Origin of the sequence: Amycolatopsis sp. GA6-003, from assembly GCF_046267895.1 — a bacterium.
In the GTDB taxonomy this organism is placed as follows: domain Bacteria; phylum Actinomycetota; class Actinomycetes; order Mycobacteriales; family Pseudonocardiaceae; genus Amycolatopsis.
The window spans coordinates 4,441,929-4,461,517 of sequence record NZ_CP176499.1; the positions used below are offsets into that span (position 1 = coordinate 4,441,929).

At 70.3% G+C, this 19,589-nt stretch carries 15 protein-coding genes; 10 read left to right on the top strand and 5 right to left on the bottom strand.

Annotated features, from left to right (window positions below):
• Positions 1–1,976 precede the first annotated feature (1,976 nt).
• Complete coding sequence (locus F9C12_RS19645) at positions 1,977–2,663, top strand: M23 family metallopeptidase (protein WP_409186797.1); 687 nt, start codon at positions 1,977–1,979, stop codon at positions 2,661–2,663.
• Between the two features lie 260 nt (positions 2,664–2,923).
• Here F9C12_RS19645 and F9C12_RS19650 read toward each other — a convergent pair whose 3' ends face one another.
• Entirely contained in the window at positions 2,924–3,142 is a 219-nt protein-coding gene (locus tag F9C12_RS19650) for a hypothetical protein (protein ID WP_409466837.1), read from the bottom strand.
• Positions 3,143–3,953: 811 nt separating this feature from the next.
• A complete protein-coding gene (gene pcrA, locus F9C12_RS19655; protein WP_409466838.1) occupies positions 3,954–6,362 on the bottom strand; it encodes a DNA helicase PcrA in 2,409 nt (802 codons plus the stop codon).
• Between the two features lie 133 nt (positions 6,363–6,495).
• Here pcrA and F9C12_RS19660 point away from each other — a divergent pair, with 133 nt between their 5' ends.
• The 7 genes from F9C12_RS19660 (at position 6,496) to F9C12_RS19690 (ending at position 13,950) form a co-directional block, all read left to right on the top strand.
• On the top strand, positions 6,496–6,930 hold the full coding sequence (locus F9C12_RS19660) for a DUF1707 domain-containing protein (RefSeq protein ID WP_409466839.1): 435 nt from the start codon (positions 6,496–6,498) through the stop codon (positions 6,928–6,930).
• A gap of 164 nt (positions 6,931–7,094) precedes the next feature.
• A complete protein-coding gene (locus F9C12_RS19665; RefSeq protein WP_409183406.1) occupies positions 7,095–7,391 on the top strand; it encodes a chorismate mutase in 297 nt (98 codons plus the stop codon).
• Positions 7,392–7,448: 57 nt separating this feature from the next.
• The gene (locus F9C12_RS19670; RefSeq protein ID WP_409183407.1) at positions 7,449–7,754 is read left to right on the top strand and encodes a hypothetical protein; all 306 of its coding nucleotides are present in this window, start codon (positions 7,449–7,451) and stop codon (positions 7,752–7,754) included.
• 347 nt (positions 7,755–8,101) lie between these two features.
• Positions 8,102–9,757, top strand: coding sequence for a hypothetical protein (locus F9C12_RS19675; RefSeq protein WP_409466840.1), 1,656 nt, complete (start codon positions 8,102–8,104; stop codon positions 9,755–9,757).
• A 251-nt stretch (positions 9,758–10,008) separates the two neighbouring features.
• Positions 10,009–10,905: a hypothetical protein gene (locus F9C12_RS19680; RefSeq protein ID WP_409466841.1), complete on the top strand. Its 897-nt coding sequence runs from the start codon at positions 10,009–10,011 to the stop codon at positions 10,903–10,905.
• A 211-nt stretch (positions 10,906–11,116) separates the two neighbouring features.
• The gene (locus F9C12_RS19685) at positions 11,117–12,766 is read left to right on the top strand and encodes a protein kinase domain-containing protein (protein WP_409466842.1); all 1,650 of its coding nucleotides are present in this window, start codon (positions 11,117–11,119) and stop codon (positions 12,764–12,766) included.
• A gap of 17 nt (positions 12,767–12,783) precedes the next feature.
• Positions 12,784–13,950, top strand: a complete 1,167-nt coding sequence (locus F9C12_RS19690) for a serine/threonine-protein kinase (protein WP_409466843.1) — start codon at positions 12,784–12,786, stop codon at positions 13,948–13,950.
• 7 nt (positions 13,951–13,957) lie between these two features.
• Here F9C12_RS19690 and F9C12_RS19695 read toward each other — a convergent pair whose 3' ends face one another.
• On the bottom strand, positions 13,958–14,860 hold the full coding sequence (locus tag F9C12_RS19695; protein WP_409466844.1) for a LysR family transcriptional regulator: 903 nt from the start codon (positions 14,858–14,860) through the stop codon (positions 13,958–13,960).
• A 105-nt stretch (positions 14,861–14,965) separates the two neighbouring features.
• Here F9C12_RS19695 and F9C12_RS19700 point away from each other — a divergent pair, with 105 nt between their 5' ends.
• Positions 14,966–15,874 (top strand): DMT family transporter, encoded by a 909-nt coding sequence (locus tag F9C12_RS19700; protein ID WP_409183413.1) that lies wholly within the window; start codon positions 14,966–14,968, stop codon positions 15,872–15,874.
• Here F9C12_RS19700 and F9C12_RS19705 read toward each other — a convergent pair.
• On the bottom strand, positions 15,871–16,539 hold the full coding sequence (locus F9C12_RS19705) for a response regulator (protein ID WP_037368656.1): 669 nt from the start codon (positions 16,537–16,539) through the stop codon (positions 15,871–15,873). The two genes, F9C12_RS19700 and F9C12_RS19705, sit on opposite strands and share 4 nt — an antisense overlap.
• Before the next feature lie 44 nt (positions 16,540–16,583).
• Complete coding sequence (locus F9C12_RS19710) at positions 16,584–17,942, bottom strand: PspC domain-containing protein (protein WP_409466845.1); 1,359 nt, start codon at positions 17,940–17,942, stop codon at positions 16,584–16,586.
• A 156-nt stretch (positions 17,943–18,098) separates the two neighbouring features.
• On the opposite strand from F9C12_RS19710, the gene F9C12_RS19715 reads away from it, so the two are divergent.
• The gene (locus F9C12_RS19715) at positions 18,099–19,562 is read left to right on the top strand and encodes a hypothetical protein (RefSeq protein ID WP_409466846.1); all 1,464 of its coding nucleotides are present in this window, start codon (positions 18,099–18,101) and stop codon (positions 19,560–19,562) included.
• Positions 19,563–19,589 lie beyond the last annotated feature (27 nt).

A 19,589-nucleotide genomic window follows, 5' to 3' on the forward strand; every position in this document is an offset into this window, starting at 1 on the left:
CGGGGCTCTGGGGTCGGCGGAGTCATCGCTCGCGACGCTAGCAAGGACCGCTCCCGGCGCGGGAACAGCAGGGCCGCCTCGACCAGGCCGGAACGCACTTCCAGGTGAATTCCCCGCCGGATGAACCTCCGGCGGTCCCCGCGCGTCTGACGGGTGCGAAGAAAAAATCCGCCGATCCGCGTAAGAGGGGCGCGGGCCGGAGGTCTCGACGGCAGAGGGATCGAAGTGCCGGAGGGAACGTCGAGAAAAAACTTCGGGGAAGTCGCGTAAGGGAGTGGCGTTCGGGGCGTCACACCGGCGCGGGACGAAGCACGGGGACACGTCGCGGGGGCGATGGACGAGGTCGGATGCCTGTTCGGGACAGGCACCCGACCAGGTCGCGGAGGGAGCCGCGACGGGTGCCGGCAGGTCGTGGGGACGGCTTGCCGGGACCAAAGTGGAGGGCCGGGACCTGCCGGGGAGGGCAGGTGACGGCCACGTCGCGGAGGGGAGCCGCGATCTCCGTTCCTGGCAGGCCGGGGAGGACCTGCCAGGAACGGAGACGGCCAGGGCCTGCCGGGGGTGGGCGACCAGCCGGATCCGCGAATGGCTTGGGCAGATCGCGGGAACGATCCGCCAGGACCGGGACAGGAACAGCCGGACAAGTCACCGGCCGGACCGCGGAGAGGAACCGCGACAGGACCCGGCAGATCGCGGGGACGATCCGCCAGGACCGGGACAGGAACAGCCGGACAAGTCACCGGCCGGGTCGCGGAGGGGAACCGCGACACGATCCGGCAGATCGCGGGGATGAACTGCCGGAGCCGGGGACAGGAACGTCAAGGCCAGCCGCGGGGAAGGCAGGCAACCAGCCGAGTCGTCGGCAGGCCGCGACTGCCAAATCGCATAGTGAGTCCGTCGAGACCGGGCGGGACGGTCAGGGCCTGCCGGGGCAATCAACCAAGTCTCGGACGGAACCGCGACTGCCGGGGCAATCAGCCGGATCGCGGACGGAACCGCGGCAGGCCCCGGCGGGTCACGGGGCGACCCGCCGGGGACAGGAATTGCCAGGGCCTGCCAGGAAGGCGGGCAGCCAACCGAGTCGTGACGGGAGCCGCGACCGAATTCGGAGGGGCGCGATCCGCCCGGGCCTGGGGCTGAGACGGGCCTGCCTGGGAGGACAGGTATCCGGCCGCACCGCTGACGGAGGCCCGCGGCGGGCTTCGGCGGGCTGGGCAAGCGACTGGCGGGACCGGGCAGTTCGGGGAGCCGGGGCTTGCCTCGTTGTCACGGGCGCGGCGGGGTGTCGGCACGCCGTGGAGACGGTTGACGATCTTGGTCCGGCCGGGTGGGGCACGCCGGACGGGCAGGCGGGCCGAGTCCCCAGGGCGGTGGCCTAGGAAAACCCAGCGGGGATTCCCCGCCGGAGAGGCGAGCCGAAGTGTCGCGGGCGAAGCCTTCGAAAGGATCTGCCGGACCATCGAGAGTGAGCGGCATCACAAGATTTGGCGTGAAACTGCTTCAACGCGCCCGGGTGGCCGGTTATTTCGTCCGCGCGGCCGTCGGGAGGGCCTTCGGAGGCGCTGAGCCATCCGAAGGTATGTGACTCAAACCACAACCAGCCAAGTAGTTCCCGGTTAACTTTGGGTAGTTTCCACAGCTAGACGCGCGATGCGCGCCACTCGTTCGGCCGAAAGCCGGGTCGCGTCTTGCTCATTGAGGCACCGCTTCGTTACTGTCCTCCGGTCCCCATTACAGTCAGGTCACGAAGCAGGACATTGAGCGAATCACCCCCGAGGTTCGTTCACGGGATCCCCGCCCGAGTTCGCTTCCGCCCCGACTCCCCGACGATGGAAGGCCCTGTCTTGGCTTCACACCGCTCCCCCGGCGGCCAAGCCCCTTCCCCGGCGCTGAAAGACGCACTGGACGGTGCCGTCGTTCGCGTCCGGGGCCAGCACCGCATCGCTCCGCCCTCCTCCGCCCTTCGCGGGCGGGTCGTGGTCGCCGCCGTCGCGGCTGGCGCGTTCGCCGCAGCCGCCGCCGGGCAGACCCTCAAGTCCACCAGCGGTGGCGACTCTGACGCCGCAGTCACCCCGCTCGCCAACGCACAGAACGCGAGCGCTTCGTTCACCCTCGGCAGCGCGGGCTCCGGGGGAGCTCCCGAACTGCTGCCGACCGGCCACGCCGTCGATGCCTCCGCCGAAGCGGCGAAGATGGCCGACAGCGCCAAGGTCACCAAGGCCCGCGTGCAGGCGGAAACCGAAGCCGCGCGCCAGGCCGCCGAAGAGGCTGCCCGCCCGAAGACCTGCTTGCCCGCTCACGGCACGTTCACCTCCGGCTTCGGCGCTCGCTGGGGCACGAGCCACCTCGGCATCGACATCGCCAACTCCATCGGCACCCCGATCTACGCCGCCTCCGACGGCACCGTCATCCAGGCCGGCCCGGCCAGCGGTTTCGGTCTCTGGGTACGCATCCAGCTCGACGACGGCACCATCCAGGTCTACGGCCACATGAACAGCTTCTCCGTCCGCGAGGGCCAGAAAGTCAAGTGCGGTCAGCAGATCGCCGAGATCGGCAACCGCGGCGAGAGCACCGGCCCGCACCTGCACTTCGAGGTGTGGCAGGACGGCACCAAGAAGATCGACCCGCGCCCGTGGCTCGCTGCCCGCGGCGTGAACATCTGAGCTGACCCGCATTTCTCACCCCAGGGCGGGTAGCGGTTCCCCGCCGCAGGCCGTCTTTCGAGCTTGATCCCCGCTTGGATCGTTCGAGACGGCTAGCGGCGGAAATGCCTTTGTAGGCAAGGATTTCTGGTGGTGCCAGCGTGTGTACGTGGCCAGCTCGTCAGCGGCCACGGTAAGGCCCTTCGGCTACTGGCTGGCTTTCGACGCAGAGCCACTCAGACGTGAGCCGTCGATGCGAGTGGTCTCCACGCCTGATGGCGTCACGGATCGTTGCCAGGCAGGCGGCGGACGAAGTAGGCGACGGCTACCTGCCACACCGTGCACAGGTCCGCGCGTCTTCGCCACGGCAGCCATCGCGCGATGCCCTCGTCGGCGCGCGATGTTCCTCCGCAGACGACACATCTGCCGTCTGGTCCCAAAGCGTGCTGCCGCAGCAGCGCGCGCCATGCCGCGGCCAGCCGTGCCACATCCCCTGGCACGTCCCGAGCTGGCCGGGTCGCCGTCCCCACAGCAACCGTCCCCGCGACTCTCCTCAAGTACTCCTGTACCCCAGCTGCGAATACCCCAAACAGCACCGCGTCCATCCCCTGCGCCCCTTCCACAGCCTACCGCATTTCATCGAACTTGTGTTCGATGAAGTTCAGTATGCCGGAGGGGACCGACAAGATCAGCGGGTTCGCTGGAGGGTTCACTCGGTCCGGCGAAAGATGTCCAGGACGGGCGGGAGAGGGCATCGCGGCAGCTGGTACGGGCGGTCTCAGCAAGCCCGTGCGGACCGGCGGAACCGCACCGGTGGTTGGGGGCCGGAGAGATGGTTTGAAGCCGCGCAGGCGGCATTGCGAGGCGGCGGCACGGAGTTCTGGTGTGGCCAGTACGTGCCGCGGCAAGTCAGCTTGGGCGGACCGGCTCCGATGAGTGGGATTAAGGGGAATCTGGCCCCGGATTGCAGCTTTCGTCGGCACGGCACGGCACGGCACGGCACGGCACGGCACGGCACGGCACGGCACGGCACGGCACGGCACGGCACGGCACGGCACGGCACGGCACGGCACGGCACGGCACGGCACGGCACGGCACGGCACGGCACGGCACGGCACGGCACGGCACGGAGGATCAAACCCTCAAGACCGCTCCAGACGCAACCTCAACAACCGCAGACGCAACCTCAACCACCGCAGCCGCGGCCACAACCCGCACCAACCACAACTGCAACCACCGCAGCGACGGCCACGGCCACGTCCACCACAGCTGCTGCAACAGCAGCCGTTGCACCTGAAAAACCAGCGACCGTCAGAGTTTCACCATCGGCACGCTTCCGATCAGCATCAGCCGGACCTTGCCCGAAGCTCCGAAGTCGATCGTCGCCGTCGCGCGCGGGCCTACGCCGTCGCAGGAAATGACTGTGCCCAGGCCGTACTTGTCGTGGCTTACCCGGTCTCCGACGTCCAGTTTCAGCGCCACCGTGTCCTTCCACGCCTTCCCGAACGGCGAACTCGAAGACGACGACGAAGACCGGCGACCCCACGTCGTCGCGGCTCGGGGGCCTGACGAAGACCCCGAAGAGGAGCCGAAGTTTCCGAAGCCGGGCGAGGACGGTTCCAGGCGGCGCCAGTCGACCAGGTCCGGGGGCAACTCGTCCAGGAAGCGGGAGGCCGGGTTCATCTGGGGCTGTCCCCACGCCGACCGGGTGAGTGCCCGGGATACGTAAAGGCGTTGCCGTGCCCGGGTAATCGCCACGTAGGCCAGGCGGCGTTCTTCCGCCAGCTCCGCGGGATCGCCCAGGGCGCGCATGTGCGGGAAGACCCCGTCCTCCCAACCCGTGCAGAAGACGACCGGGTATTCCAGGCCCTTCGCGGTGTGCACGGTCATCAGGGTGACCACGCCCGCGCCGCCGTCGCCTTCCTCGCCGCCGTCTGGCGAGGGGATCGAGTCGGCGTCCGCGACCAAGGAAACCCGCTCCAGGAAGGCGGGCAGTGAACCAGGGGCGGGGACGCCGTCGTCCAGGACCAGTTCCGCGTTTTCGTCGTTCGTGACCTCGGCGGTGAACTCGGCGAATTCCCGGGCCACCGTCACCAGTTCGGTGAGGTTTTCGACGCGCGACGCGTCCTGCGGGTCGTCCGATTCCTCAAGCTCCGCGCGGTAACCGGTGCGCTCCAGGATCGCTTCGAGCAGGTCGTGCACCTCGGTGCCGGACGACGCCATTTCCCGCAGTTCGTCCAGCAGCGTCACGAAACCGGTGATCGCCTTGGCCGAGCGCGGGTTCAGCAGCGCCACCTTGTCGTCGACCGCGTCGCGCAACGCGGCCCAGAACGAGATCCGTTCCCGTTCCGCGTGCGTCGCCACGACCGCCTCGGCTCGGTCGCCGATGCCGCGCTTGGGGACGTTGAGGATCCGCCGCAGGCTGACCGTGTCGTCCGGGTTCGCGAGGACGCGCAGGTACGCGATCATGTCCCGCACTTCGCGCCGTTCGTAGAACCGCACGCCGCCGACGACCTTGTACGGCAGGCCGAGCCGGATGAAGATTTCCTCGAACACCCGCGACTGGTTGTTGGTGCGGTAGAACACCGCGACGTCCGAGTAGTCCGCCTCGCCCTTCTCCGCCAGCGAGTCGATCTCCCCGGCGACGAACGCGGCCTCGTCGTGGTCGTTGTCCGACACGTAGCCGACGATCTTCTCGCCGTCGCCTGAATCGGTCCACAGCCGCTTCGCGCGCCGGTTGGGGTTGCGCGCGATGACCGCGTTGGCCGCGGACAGGATCGTTTGCGTGGAGCGGTAGTTCTGCTCCAGCAGAATCGTGTGCGCGTTCGGGAAATCGCGTTCGAATTCCTCGATGTTGCGGATGGTCGCGCCGCGGAAGGCGTAGATGGACTGGTCCGCGTCACCCACCACGCACAGTTCGGCGGGCTCGATCCCGGTGTCCGTGGCTTCGGTCCCGGCGAGCGCGCGCACCAGGGTGTACTGCGCGTGGTTGGTGTCCTGGTACTCGTCGACCAGGACGTGCCGGAAGCGCCGCCGGTAGTACTCCGCGACGTCCGGGAACGCTTGCAGCAGCGACACTGTCTGCATGATCAGGTCGTCGAAGTCGAACGCGTTCGCGCTCGACAGCCTCCGCTGGTACTCGGCGTAAACCTCGGCGACGCGGCGCTCCAGGTCGTTGGCCGCCTTCGAGGCCGCCTCTTCCGGATCGACCAGCTCGTTCTTCAGGTTCGAGATGTGCACCGCGAGCGTGCGCGCGGCGTACTTCTTCGGGTCGACGTCGAGATCGCGCGCCACGAGCGTGATGAGCCGTTTCGTGTCGTCCGAGTCGTAGATGGAGAAACTCGACGACATGCCGAGCGTTTTCGCCTCGCGGCGGAGGATCCGCACGCACATCGAGTGGAACGTGGACACCCACATCGCGTTCGCGCGCTTGCCGACGAGCGCCGCGACGCGTTCGCGCATCTCGGCGGCGGCCTTGTTGGTGAACGTGATCGCCATGATCTCGCCCGGATGCACTCCGCGTTCGGCGAGCAGGTAGGCGATCCGGCGCGTGAGCACGCGCGTCTTGCCCGATCCGGCTCCCGCGACGACCAGCAGCGGACCTCCGGCGTGCGTCACCGCCTCGCGCTGGGCGGGGTTGAGGTCCTCGAGCAGGTCTGCGGTTCCCGGCCGGGCAGCGCGGGCGGGCGGGTCTGCGGGGAGATCGAAGAGGGTGTCCATCGTCTGTCAACGCTACCCCGGGGGTACGACAGTCCCGGAACAGCCACGGGTCGGCCTGCGCTTGCCGACGTACGCCGCAGTGTCGCCTCGCGCCCGACGCGCGCCGAAGCCGCGGCGCGGAGCATCGAATGGCATGGACGACAAGATTCCCGCCCGGTTGAGGGCTTCCGACGGCGACCGCGAACGCGTCGCCGAGACCATCCAGTCCGCCGGTTCCGACGGACGGCTCACGCTCGAAGAAGTAGAGGAGCGGCTGCGCACGGTCTACGCCGCCCGCTACACCGACGAACTCGGCGAACTCACCGCCGACCTCCCCCGGCCGGCGCCGGTCCGTCCGCGCGGCGGCGGCTGGCCGTTGACCCGGGCCGCGCTGCGCGAACATCCGGCGCTGCGCGTCCACCTCGGCATCGCCGCCGTGCTCACGACCTTGCTCATCGTGCGCTGGGCGATCGGCGGCGCGCTGTTCTTCTGGCCGGCGATGCCGCTGTTCTGGCTGTTCATCAGCCTGGTGCTGCACGCGCGGGTGCGGACGGCTCGGCAGCGGCCGGGCGCGCCTGTGCCATACTGAATCCGTGCGGCACAGCAGCGAGCGATTTTTTTACGGGACCCGGACTCCGGCTCCCGTGATCGCGTAGTGCCCCACCCGCCATCACCCGCAGCCCCGGAGTCCACTGGACCCGGGGCTTTCGCCATCCCTGGGCCAAGGGAAGTCCGGACTTCAGAGAGGTCCCGATGAACGCGCAGACGCAGAACGCCGACGGACAGCCCGCCGAGCACACCCCGGCCGGCGAGGACATCTCGTCGCTTCGCGAGGAGATCGACTGGCTCGACTCCGAAATCCTCCGGCTCGTGAAGCGCCGGGTCGAGGTGTCGAAGACCATCGGCGCGGCCCGGATGGCCGCGGGCGGCACGAAAATCGTCTACAACCGCGAGATGGACGTGCTGGCGCGCTACCGCGAACTGGGCCCGGAGGGCCGTCAGCTGGCACTGCTGCTGCTGAACCTCGGCCGCGGCAGGCTCGGCCGCTGACGCGGTATCCGGGGCATCCCCGATTCGCGCGGCAGGGAAAACGGGCAGACTGGACACATGATTAACCTCATCGCCGTCATCATCGCGATCGCGAGCGTGCTGGCGTCCCTCGGCCACGTCGGCTACCTGGCGCTGCTGAACAACGCGGCGGGCAAGCGGGCGGGCGGGGCTCCGGTGGCGCAGTACGTGCGCAGCCGCTGGGCACTGGCCGGCGGCGCCACCGCGGCCTCGCTGTTCGCCTGGTTGCTCACTTCCGGCAACGTCGTGCTGGACGTGCTGGCCATCGTCATCGCGGTCGGTAGCGGCGCGACGTCGATGAAGGCCCTTCAGTCGACGCAGGCGAAGTACCGCAGCGGCGGCTGACGAGCCCCCGAACTGGGCAAACACCGGGCGACACGCTGCGCTGCGTGACGTGCCGCCCGTTCGGGCGCGCCCGGTCGAGTGAAACCGGTGCAAGTTGCAGGATGGGTGAAGACATTCGCCTGCCGGTTTCCTACTGTGAAGTCCGTGAGGACCCTGGCGTCTGCGCCGGGCTATGCCCGGAGGACGCGCGGGAGCTGCGGCTCCGCGCGCCGTTCTCCGCGTGCGCGTGCATTTGCTCGGGAGTTCGCAAGTGTGGACGCAAGCGCCGTTCTCCTCGTCCCTGCTCCGTTCGGGTTGACGAGCCCCCCGGCGCCGTCACGCCCCTCTCGCGGAGGGGTCGGACCGGCATGACGGGAAACACGATGGGCGGTCCGCGGCACGCCGGCCGTCCCGGCGCGATGCCGGACGCCGAGGTCACCGTTCCCGGACGGCACCGCGTCCGCGCCGACGGCACCTGGACGCCGGTGGTGCCGCCGCGCACCGCCGGGCATCACCGGCACCGCACCGGGACCGCGCCAGCCGTCACCACTGCTCCGGCGCCGCGGGGCAGCGAGAATCCGCAGCATCGCGGCGCACCGGCTCCGCGCGCGAACCGGGTGCCCGACGACGGGAACCGCCCGGCTCCGAACCAGCCGGTTTTCCCCACCGCGAGCGGCACGTTGCCGATCGGCGATCCGCCGCAGCCGCAGCCGCAGCGCCGCCGGGCGACGATCGAACCGAGGGGCCGCCGCGCCTCCGCCCCGGAGCGGCTGGCCGAACCCGTTTCCCCCGGCCAGACCGCCGTACCCCAGAGCCGCACCGCGCAACCCCCGGGCCGTCCCGCCGCCCGGCATTCCGAATCTCCCAGCCGCCGGGCCGAATCCTCCAGCCGCCGGGCCGAGTCCCGGGCCGCCTTCGCTCCCCCGCAGGACCGGATTCCCGAGGAGCACCGCGCCTTCGCCCCGCCGCACAGCGCGCTCCCGCAGCCGACGGCCCGGCGCACCCAGCAGGAACGCGTCGCCACCACCTCCGCCGCGCTGGCCAACCGGCCGGAAAGCCCCCGCGAACGCGTCGAGCTGAACCCGGTCGCCGAAGAGCCGCCGCGCCGCCAGCGCGTCACCCTCGGCGAACCGGCCGTCTCGCCGAGGGAAGACCACGAGCAGCAGGACGACGAGGTGCGCGTGTACTCCGCGCCGCTGCTGGACGGCCTCGGCACGTTCGACCTCGGCTCGGTGCCCGCGTCCGTCACCCCGCCGAAGACCTGGCGCAAGGCCGCGTGGTTCGCCACCGGCGCGTCCGGCGCGGTGGTCGTCGGGCTGCTGTTCGCCGGGACGTTCCTGGTCGGCGGACCCACCGCCACCACGACCGACGCGATCGGCGGCGGCGGTTGGCCCGGCAGGCAGAACGGCGGCAACCCGAACCTCAGCGCGCTGCTTCCGAACGGACAGCACGGCGGGATCGGCGGCACCGTCCCGCGCGACAACTCCAGCACCAGCCCCGACGGCGTCACCTCGGACAACGGCACGCACCCGCAGCAGGGCACCGGTCCGAACAGCTCCGCGAGCAGCAGTTCGGCCGACGTGACCACCTCGGCCGGCCCCGGGACCAGCACCGGCGGCAGGACGTCCGCGCCGACGACCACGGACTCGCCCTCGTCGAGCGAACCGCCGGAGAAGCCGCCGGTCACTCCCGCCCAGCGGGAAACGAAAGAGCCGACGTACTTCACCACCAACGACGCGAACACGATGGGGAACAACTCGGAGAAGTTCTTCAACACGGTCACCACCGACCCGTCGGAGGCCTCGTCGGTCACGTCCGGCGAGCTCAAGCAGGAGGGCCCGCAGGGGCTGCGCAAGCGGTACGCCGACGTCGCGTACTTCGAGGTCAAGAAGGTCACCATCGACCCGCAGCACGGCACCACGGTGAACACCGTCGAGGTCACGCACAAGGACGGCAGCAAGAGCACCGAGCAGCGCACCCTCACCTTCGACGACAACGGGAAGATCACCGGCGACGGTCGCTGACCAGCACACTGTCTGCAAATGCCGATGCACGTGCGGTGCGGTGAGCGGTTGTTCCCTCGTCCGGTTGGGTGACATAAGCTGCCGTTCGTCGTACGACGGCGGCATTCCGGCGACGGAGTCTGGCGGCCGCCTGTCGGCACAGGGTTACCTGGCGACTACGAGGACCGGATCCGACCACGAATCGCCCGGACCGCCCCGAGGACCCCGCCACCGCGCCGGGTCCTGCCCCGAACCCCAGAGCGAGGACTTTCGTGCTTGAACGGCAGCGAACCCGGCGAGAACCCGACGCCGTGCGCGTCGAGGACGTGATCCCGCCGGAACTGCTCGAGGACGTGGCCGAAGCCGACCGCGAATACCTCGAGCAGGTGGTCCGCGAACCGCAGAAGTACCTGCCGCCGCGCGCCCGCCGTCCGGTCGCCCGCGACGAGGTGCCCGTCGAGGAGCCCGAAAGCAAGCTCGCCCGCCGCGCGAAGCTGGCCGGGCTCGTCGGAGCGGGCGCGCTGGTCGCCGGTGCCGTCGTCACGGCCTCCCTGCTCAGCGGAGGCCCGCGGCCCACCGTGCCGGTCGCCGGCGGAGCCGCGATGCCCGCCGGGTTCAGCGGTGCGGCAGCGCTCGGCGGCCAGGCCGTGCCGCAGCAGCGCAAGGTCCACTCGTCCGGCGGCACGACGTCGGGACAGAGCGAAAGCACGACGCCGTCCAAGCACACCGATTCCGCGGCCACGACGCCGTTGAATTCGGGCACCATGACGCCGGAAACCACTTCCGGCACCTCGGCTTCCTCGGCGAGCGCGCCGTCCTCGGCGGAATCGCACAAGAAGTCCGCCACCTCGTCGGCAGCCGCGCCGGACCCGGTGAAGCTCGAAGCGGTGCGCAAGTTCTACGCCTCGATCGACCACCACCCGGAGAACGCGCTTTCGCTGCTCGCCCCGAGCGTCGCGCGCGGCGAAACGGGCGACCTGGTCCGCGCGTGGAGCGGAGCCGACTCGATCGACGTCCAGGAAGCGCACGTCCAGGACGACGGCTCGGTCTTCGCCGTGGCACTCGTCCACCAGGCCGACGGAACCCTGTTGCGGGTGACCCAATTGTTCGACGTCGTCGAGCAGGATGTGATCTCCCAGGCCCGCGTCCTGTCCGCGGTCTACTCCTGACCTGCGCGAACGTGGTTATGTCCAGCTGCCCGACGTGTGCCGCGTGCGTGTGCGCAGAGTGAGCGCCTAGCCTTGTCACGGGTCGGTCTCGGCAAAACCGGCACACGGTCCACAGCAGGTGCCTACGCTCCGGTGCTGCGGCGGGTTCGAACTCACCCCTTTGGGGTAGAACAGTCCCGCCCCGGGAAGTCGGAGCCCAAAGGGAGGTCGCGTGAGCGACGAGGGTCGTCTGGTCGCCGGCCGGTACCGGATCGTCGGGAAAATCGGTTCCGGCGCGATGGGGGCTGTCTGGCGCGCCCACGACGAGGTGCTGGGCCGTACGGTCGCCATCAAGCAGCTGCTTCTGCAGCCCGGGCTGGAGGACCACGAGGCGGAGGACGCCCGGCAGCGCACCATGCGCGAGGGCCGGATCGCCGCGCGGCTGCACCACCCGAACGCGATCACCGTGTTCGACGTCGTCACCGACGACAACGGCCAGCCCTGCCTGATCATGGAATACCTGGCTTCCACCAGCCTGGCGCAGGTGCTGCAGGAAAAGGGCACCCTGCCGCCGCTGGAGGTGGCGCGGATCGGCGCGCAGATCGCCGCCGCCCTGCGCGAGGCGCACGCGGTCGGCATCGTGCACCGCGACATCAAGCCGGGCAACATCCTGCTCGCCGGCAACGGCACGGTGAAGATCACCGACTTCGGCATCTCCCGGGCCAAGGACGACGTCACGGTCACCAAGACCGGAATGATCGCCGGAACCCCCGCGTACCTGGCCCCTGAGGTCGCGATCGGCGGCGATCCCGGGCCCGAGTCGGACGTCTTCTCGCTCGGCTCCACGCTGTACGCCGCTTGCGAGGGGCAGCCGCCGTTCGGCCTGTCCGAGAACACGCTGAGCCTGCTGCACGCGGTCGCCGCGGGGCAGATCAACCCGCCGCGGCAGTCCGGTCCGCTGGCGAGCGTGCTCGCGGTGCTGCTGCACCCGGAGACCCAGCACCGGCCCACCGCCGACGAATGCGAGGAGCTGCTGGCCGCGGTCGCGCGCGGCGAGACCCCGCTCGGCGGCCCGGCCGACGACACGGTGATGGCCTCGTCCTCGGGCACCCTCGGCGCGGCCGCGCTCGGTGCGGCGGGCGGCGCGGCCGCCGCGGGTCTGCTGCATCCCGACGACGAGCAGGCCAGCCACTCCGGCACGCTGCTCGACGAACCGGGCGTCACCCAGCAGTACGACCCGAGCGCGCAGCAGTACTACGACGAGGCCCCGTACCCGCCGGCCTCCGGTTACCCGGAGAACGACTACGACGACCACGGCTACCAGCAGGACGGCTACCACCAGGAGCCGCCGCTGTACGGCGACCCGAGCCGCAACGGCCTCGCCGCCACGCGCGCGGTCCCGGTCCCGGAGCACTACGAGGACGATCCGTACGACGAGGAGTCCGCGCCGCGGACCCGCGTGCAGACCGCGCCCGAGGACGACGAGGACGAGAAGCCTGGCGCGTGGAAGAAGCCCGCGATCATCGGCGGCATCGTGGTCGTCGGCCTGGTCGCGCTCGGCGTGTGGCTGCTGACCCCGGGCAATCCGCCCGACGCTTCGCAGCCCGCCCCGCCCGCGTCGTCGTCCGCGGTCGCGCCGACGTCCGTCACACAGCCGCCTTCGGAAGCAACCACTACGTCCCCGCCTACGTCTTTTCGGGAAAGCGCGACCCGCGAGACCCAGTCGACGCGGCATTCGCGGCGGTCTACCAGTGCGGAGGAGACTCCGACGCAGGACCAGCCGTCGCAGACGCGGGTGTCTCAGACCAAGCAGTCGGAGACCAAGCCGAAGCCGCCGGAGAGTTCGCATCCGGTGACGCCGACAGCTAGCGCGACCAGCTAAGCGATTCAGGGACAGCATTGAGTTCAGAAGGCAGCATCGTCGGGGAGCGGTACCGGCTCGACCAGCCGATCGGGCGCGGCCGTGCGGGCATCGTGTGGCTCGCGTTCGACACGCGGCTGTTCCGGACCGTCGCCGTCAAACGCATGTACCTGCCCGTCGGCCTGCCGCCGGAGCGTGCCGAGCAGGCCCGCGCGATGGCGATGGAAGAGGGCAAGGCCGCGGCCCGGATCGATCATCCGTGCGCGATCACGGTGTACGACGTGCTGCCCGACGGCCCGGACGTGTGGCTGGTGATGGAGTACATCCCGTCGCGCGGGATGTCGGTGTTCCTCGCCGAACACGGCAGGCTCACCCCGGAGCAAGCCGCGTTCCTCGGCATCCAGCTGGGCGACGCGATGGCGTCGATTCACTCGGCGGGCATCGTCCACCGCACGCTCGAACCGAACACGGTGCTGCTCGCTGACGACGGCAGCGTCAAGCTCACCGACATCGGCATCACCGGCGGTGGTCCGCACGCCGCTTACGTGGCGCCCGAGGTCGCGCGCGGCGCGCCTCCGTCTGCAGCTGCAGACGTCTTCTCCCTGGGCGCGACGCTCTACACGGCGGTCGAGGGCGTGCCGCCGTTCGGCGACGACGGCCAGTCCCCGGAACGGCCGCCGGAGAACGCGGGGCCGCTCGCTGGCGCGTTGCAGAAGATGCTGCGCGCCGACCCGGCGGCCCGGCCGACCATGGACGACACCGTGCACGCGCTGAAGGCGATCACCGTCGGGCGCGAGCAGACCGCGTTCATCCCGCCGACCGCGCCCGCGCTGCCGACCCTTCCGGCGTCCCGGCCGCTGCCCGCGCAGCCGCCCAACGTTCCGGAGCCCACGCAGCAGATCCAGCCGGACGCCACGCAGCACATCCTGCCTCCGCAACAGCCGCAACAGCCACCGCAACCCGCTCCGCTGATGCAGCTTCCGGTCCAGCAGGTGCCGCAGGCCCCCGCGCCCCCGCAGCCGATGCGGCAGCAGGCGATGCAGCAACCGACCGCCCGCTACACGCCCACCCCGGCCCAGCAGGCCGCGTCCGCGCAGGCTGTCCGGGAAAAGGCCGCCGCACGGCGCCGGATCATCCTCACCGTCGCGGCGATTCTGTGCGCGATTCTGATCGGGATCGGCGTTTCGCAGCTGCTGTTCGTCTGAGCCGGCGTCAGGCGACGTTCTCGATCGCCTCTTGCATGGCTTCGAGGAACGTCCGCACAGCCGGGCTGCCCACGACGCGCGCGGCGACCGCGGCGTGAATGTGCCTGCTCGGCTGCGGATTGCGGACCCGGCGCACCACCACGCCCGGATGCGGCGTGCCCAGCCCCAGCTCCGGAACCAGCCCCACGCCGAGTCCGGCGGCGATGAACCCTTGCGCCGACGGATAGTCCTCGGACTCGACCACGACGTTCGGATGGAACCCGGCGGACGCGCAGGCCCCTTCCAGGATCGCCCGGCAAGCGCCGGGGATCGGATCGACGCCGACCCACGGTTCGTCGGCGAGATCAGCCAGGTCGAGGACGCGTTTGCGGGCCAGCCGGTGCGCGCGCGGCAGCACCGCGCGGTACGGATCGTCCAGCAGCGGCACCAGTTCGATGCCCTGCCCCGGCTCCGACGGCCGCGGATACACGATGATCGCCAGGTCAGCGCGGCCTTCTTCGACCTCGGTGAGCGGATCGCCCGGGTCGATGAGCTTGAGGTCGAGCCACACGCCCGGATGTTCGCGGCGAAGCGCGGCCACGGCGTACGGCACCATCGTCGCGCCCGCGGTGGCGAAGTAGCGGATGGCGAGCTTGCCGGTACGGCCTTCCTTCAACTCGGTGAGCGCGGCTTCGGCGCGAGCCAGCTCCGCGCTGAGCGTCTCGGCGTGTTCGGACAGCAGCGTCCCCGCCGGGGTCGGCTGGACTCCGCGGCCGACGCGTTCCAGCAACGGCGTGCCCGCTTCGCGTTCGAGCACCGCCAGCTGCTGGCTGATCGCCGAGGGCGTGTAGCCGAGGTTCCTCGCCGCGGCAGTGATCGAACCGCTCGTGATCACCGCGCGCAGCACCTGCATGCGCCGTACATCGAGCATGGTCCTGATCCTACAGGTTTGCTTAATTGTCCCTGCAGTTATTTTCGCTTGTTCTTACGCCTCGGCGCGGCGAAGCTGGCTACCGAGGCGAAGGAGGAACCTGGGGTGGGCGAGACGAAGACGCTGCTGAGGATCGCGGCGCTCGCGTTGATGTGGGGATCGAGTTTTTTCTGGATCAAGCTCGGGCTGGAAGCGCTTTCCCCGGTGCAGCTGGTGCTCGCGCGGCTCGTGCTGGGCGCGGCGGTGCTGCTGGCGCTGTGCTTGATCGGGCGGCGGAGCCTGCCGGCGCGACGGAGCACCTGGGGACACCTGCTCGTCGCGGCGTTCTTTCACAATGCCTTGCCGTTCCTGCTTTTCGCGGTCGGCGAGACCACGGTGGACTCCGGCATCACCGGGGTGCTGAACTCCACTACCCCGCTCTGGGTGCTCGTGGTGGCCCCGTTCCTCGGGGTGTCGAACCGGATGAACGCGACGCGGATCGCCGGACTGGTGATCGGGCTCGGCGGGATCCTGCTGATTTTCGCGCCGTGGCAGGCGTCCGGACTGCTCAGCTGGGGCGCGCTGGCCTGCCTCGCCGCCGCGGCGAGCTACGGGTTCGCGTTCGTCTACGAAGGCCGGTACCTGTCGAACACCGGCTCCTCGCCGTACGCGATCGCGGCCGGGCAAATGCTGCTGGCGACCGGTTTTCTGGTGCTGGCCATGCCGTTCGGCGGGCTGACGCCGGTGCACCTGAGCCCGGGCGCGCTGATCGCGGTGGTGATCCTCGGTCTCGGTTCGACCGGGATCGCGTTCGCCCTCAACTACCAGCTGCTGGCGAGCGAAGGCGCGGTGGCCGCGTCGGTGGTCGGCTATCTGCTGCCGGTGGTGTCGGTGTTGCTGGGCGCGGTGTTCTTGCACGAGCAGCTGAACCTGCGCGTGATCGCGGGCATGGTCGTGGTGCTGCTCGGCGTCGCGCTGACCCGGTTGCAGCGCAAGGCCGAGGTGACTCCGGAAGAGGAACTGACTCCGGCCTAGACGAGGCGGCGGTCCGAGGCCCAGCGGGACAGCTCGTAGCGGTTCGACAGCTGGGTCTTGCGCAGGACGCTCGACACGTGCGTCTCGACCGTCTTCACCGAGATGAACAGCTCGGACGCGATTTCCTTGTACGCGTAACCGCGGGCGAGCAGGCGCAGGACGTCGCGTTCGCGCGGGGTGAGCAGGTCCAGTTCGGGGTCGTTGATCGGCGCGGAACCGGGACGGTCGGCGAAGGCGTCGAGGACGAAACCGGCCAGCCGCGGGGAAAACACCGCGTCGCCGTCGGCCACCCGGACCACCGCGCGGACGAGTTCCTTCGACGAGATCGTCTTGGTGACGTACCCGCGCGCACCGGCGCGGATGACGGCGATGACGTCCTCGGCGGCGTCGGACACCGACAGCGCGAGGAAGACGACGTCCGGCAGCTCCGGGCGGACGCGGCGGAGCACCTCGGCTCCCCCGCCGTCGGGCATGTGGACGTCGAGCAGCACGACCTGCGGCCGGGTGCGCGCGATGCCGGCGACCGCTTCGGCGACCGACCCGGCCTCGCCGACCACCTGCACCTCGTCGGTGATCGAATCGAGTTCCGTGCGCACTCCCGCGCGGAACAACGCGTGGTCGTCCACGAGGAAGACCTTGACCGGTTCCCGCTGGCTATCCGTCACGACTGCCCACTCCCTCGCTTCGCCTGCCCCCGAGCATAGCGAGGTCACGCCACCCCTTTGCCCGCCTTCACCGGCATGGCGAGCTGGACTTCGGTGCCTTCGCCCGGCGCGGTGCGCAGCTTGCAGGTGCCGCCGTGGCGTTCCATCCGGCCGCGGATCGAGTCGGCGAGGCCGTGCCGGTCGGCGGGCACGACGTCCGGATCGAAGCCCTTGCCGCGGTCGCGCACGAACACGGTGACCTCGGTGGGCTCGACCTCGGCGAACACGCTCACCTCGGCGACGCCGGCGTGCTTGGCCGCGTTGACGATCGCCTCGCGGGCCGCCTGCACCAGCGCGGTGAGCGGCGGGTTCAGCTCGGCGTCGCCGACCACGACCTGGCCGACCGAGATCGCGAACTGGTCCTCGACCTCGCCGCACGCCGCGGCGAGCGCCTCGGACAGCTGCTGGCGGGTGCCTTCTTCCTCTTCCTTGGTCCGTTTGTCGCTGGGCTTGCCGTAGCCGCCGGGGCCGTACAGCCAGCCGCGCAGCTCGCGTTCCTGGCCGCGGGCGAGACGCGCGACCTCGGCGGGCTGGTCTGCCTGGCGCTGGATCAGCGCGAGGGTCTGCAGGACGGAGTCGTGCAGGTGCGCGGCGATTTCGGCGCGTTCGTCGGTGCGGATGCGGGCCTGGCGTTCCTCGCCGAGGTCGCGGACGAGCCGCAGCCAGAACGGAACGGTGAGCACCGCGACGCCGATCAGGGTCGCGAGCACCGCGATCAGGGCGAATTTGACCTGGTCGAAGTCACCGCTGGCGAACACGACGAAGCCGATGCCGGTGGCCACCAGCGCGACCCCGGCGAGGATCCGGACGAACGCCGCGAGCCGGCCGCCCTCGCCGACCAGGCCGTCGCGGGCCCCGACGCGCCAGCGCCGCCGCTGCGATTCGTCCGCCTCCCGCCAGACGACCGCCGCACCGAGCGCGGCGAGCGCGAGCGGCACCGCGACCCAGCCGCGGATGGCCCCGGTGAGCGTGCTGCTGGCGACCGCGAGCCCGATGCCGAGCGCGATCAGCCCGTACGCCTGCTGCCGGTCGCGGGCCTTGGGCGCGGTTTCGCTTTCCTCGGCGCTCTGCGGCACGAACACCCAGAGCAGGCCGTAGGCGAGCAGGCCGGCCCCGTTGAGCGCGGCCAGCAGCGCGAACACGACGCGCACCCAGACGACCGGAACCCCGAGGTGGTCGGCAAGCCCGCTCGCGACGCCCGCGACGGCCCGCCCGGAGCGCCGCCGGTACATCTTGGGCCGCGCTTCGGGTTCGGCGACCTCCATCGCCGGGGAGGACAGGAGTGCCGAGGGCTCCTCGGAAACCGGGGAAACCCGCCCTGGGGCACTGATGTCGAGAAAGTCCTGCACGAGTCCCATCGTCACACGCGGGAGCGGCCCGGACATCGGGGAAGGCCCTGATCCATTCCCCCAGACGGCCGTCGGCGAGGAAATTCCGCGAACCTCCCTGCCGCCGTCCGGGACTCGGTACGATGCAGGGGGCGAGCGATCACAGTGCGTACACGGGGGCGGGGAGGCCGGATGACCGAGCAACATCGCGCGGAGCACGTCGAGTCCGCAGGCGATTACTACGCCCGGACGCAGAACGTGCACCAGATTTTCTCCGTCGGCGAGGATTCGCCGGAGACGCGCAGCGCGACGGAGCGGGACGCCTCGCAGTACTCGGTCCAGCAGGGCCAGCAGCTGCTCCAGGGCCAGCAAACCCGGAGCGACGCGCCCGCGCCGGACGCGAATTACGCGTCGTACAGCCACGAAGACCTGCACAAAATGGTCAACGAGGGCTTGAACTTCGAGAGCATCAACGACCGCAGCCGCGTGACGAACACCTACGGCAACTGGCTCGCCGACGTGTCCAACCAGTTCCGCGACGCGGCCAACACCGCCGGCGCCGAATGGCAGGGCACGGCCGCGGCGCAAGCGCATTCGTTCTTCCAGAGCACGGCGGACCACACGGAAAAAACCGGCAACGCGATGCAGCTGGTGTCGAACCGCTACTCCCAGCAGTCCGCGGCGGCCGATTACGCGCACAAGAACATGCCGGAGCCGACCGGGTTCAACCAGAAGGCCGAAATGGCCAAGGCGACCGAGCAGTTCCAGAACGGCAACCCGTTGCAGGGCGTGATCGCGCTGAACGACATCGCGGCCAAACAGCAACAGGCCGACGCGGCGCACCAGCAGGCGGTCCAGGTAATGCACGGACTGGACTCGACGTATCACGAGACGTCGACCACGCAGCCGGTCTATTCGCCGCCGCCGCAGATGAACAACGACAGCACGCACGCCAGCAGCGCCGCGCCGGTGACCGTGCCTGGCGGGGCTTCCAGCGGGCCTTATGTCGGCCCTGGCGGTCCGGCCGGCCCGGGTGTTCCTGGTGGCGGTTTCTCGAATCCGCCGCTCGGCGGGCCCGCTGTCAACACGTTCGGCCCGCCTTCCGTCGGAAACCCCGCGGTCTCCCCGCCCGGAGTGCCTTATGCCCCCGGGCCGGGCGTCAACACCGGTACCGGACCGCTCAGCAACACTGGCCTGACCGGCGGAAACCCTCCCCGGACCACCCCCGGCCCGCTCGGCCGCCTGTCCCCAGACGGCCTGGCACTCGGCGGTGGCGGGACCGGAACCCCCAGCGAAGAGACGCCCCGCAGCCGCTCGGGCGGCTCCGGCCGGGGCGGCGCCGGCGGCCGGGTAACCGGCGGGACTGGTTCGGGTGGTTCCGGGAAGCCGGGTGAAAGCGCCGGGAAGGGCGCGGCGGAACGGCTGGAACGGGGCGCTACGGCGGCGGCGAACGCTGGTAAGGGCGGTAAGCCTGGTGCTCCTGGGGCGGGTGCCGGGGCTGGGGCTGCGGGTGCCGGTGCTGGGAAGAAGAAGGAAGAGGACAAGGAACACAAGAACAAGATCCCGACACAGGTCGATCCGGACGAGGTCTTCGAGGTGAAGCCGGAACGAGGACCGGACGGGGAAAAGATCACACCTCCGGTTCTCGGCGGTTGATCCCCTCGAAGAGGCTTTCTTAGGAGA

What these genes read in the sequence shown, in the direction of transcription:
- pcrA (WP_409466838.1), bottom strand. Translation starts at nt 6,362, where the DNA reads ATGGACACCCTCTTCGATCTCCCCGCAGACCCGCCCGCCCGCGCTGCC.
- F9C12_RS19660 (WP_409466839.1), top strand. Translation starts at nt 6,496, where the DNA reads ATGGACGACAAGATTCCCGCCCGGTTGAGGGCTTCCGACGGCGACCGC.
- F9C12_RS19665 (WP_409183406.1), top strand. Translation starts at nt 7,095, where the DNA reads ATGAACGCGCAGACGCAGAACGCCGACGGACAGCCCGCCGAGCACACC.
- F9C12_RS19670 (WP_409183407.1), top strand. Translation starts at nt 7,449, where the DNA reads ATGATTAACCTCATCGCCGTCATCATCGCGATCGCGAGCGTGCTGGCG.
- F9C12_RS19675 (WP_409466840.1), top strand. Translation starts at nt 8,102, where the DNA reads ATGACGGGAAACACGATGGGCGGTCCGCGGCACGCCGGCCGTCCCGGC.
- F9C12_RS19695 (WP_409466844.1), bottom strand. Translation starts at nt 14,860, where the DNA reads ATGCTCGATGTACGGCGCATGCAGGTGCTGCGCGCGGTGATCACGAGC.
- F9C12_RS19715 (WP_409466846.1), top strand. Translation starts at nt 18,099, where the DNA reads ATGACCGAGCAACATCGCGCGGAGCACGTCGAGTCCGCAGGCGATTAC.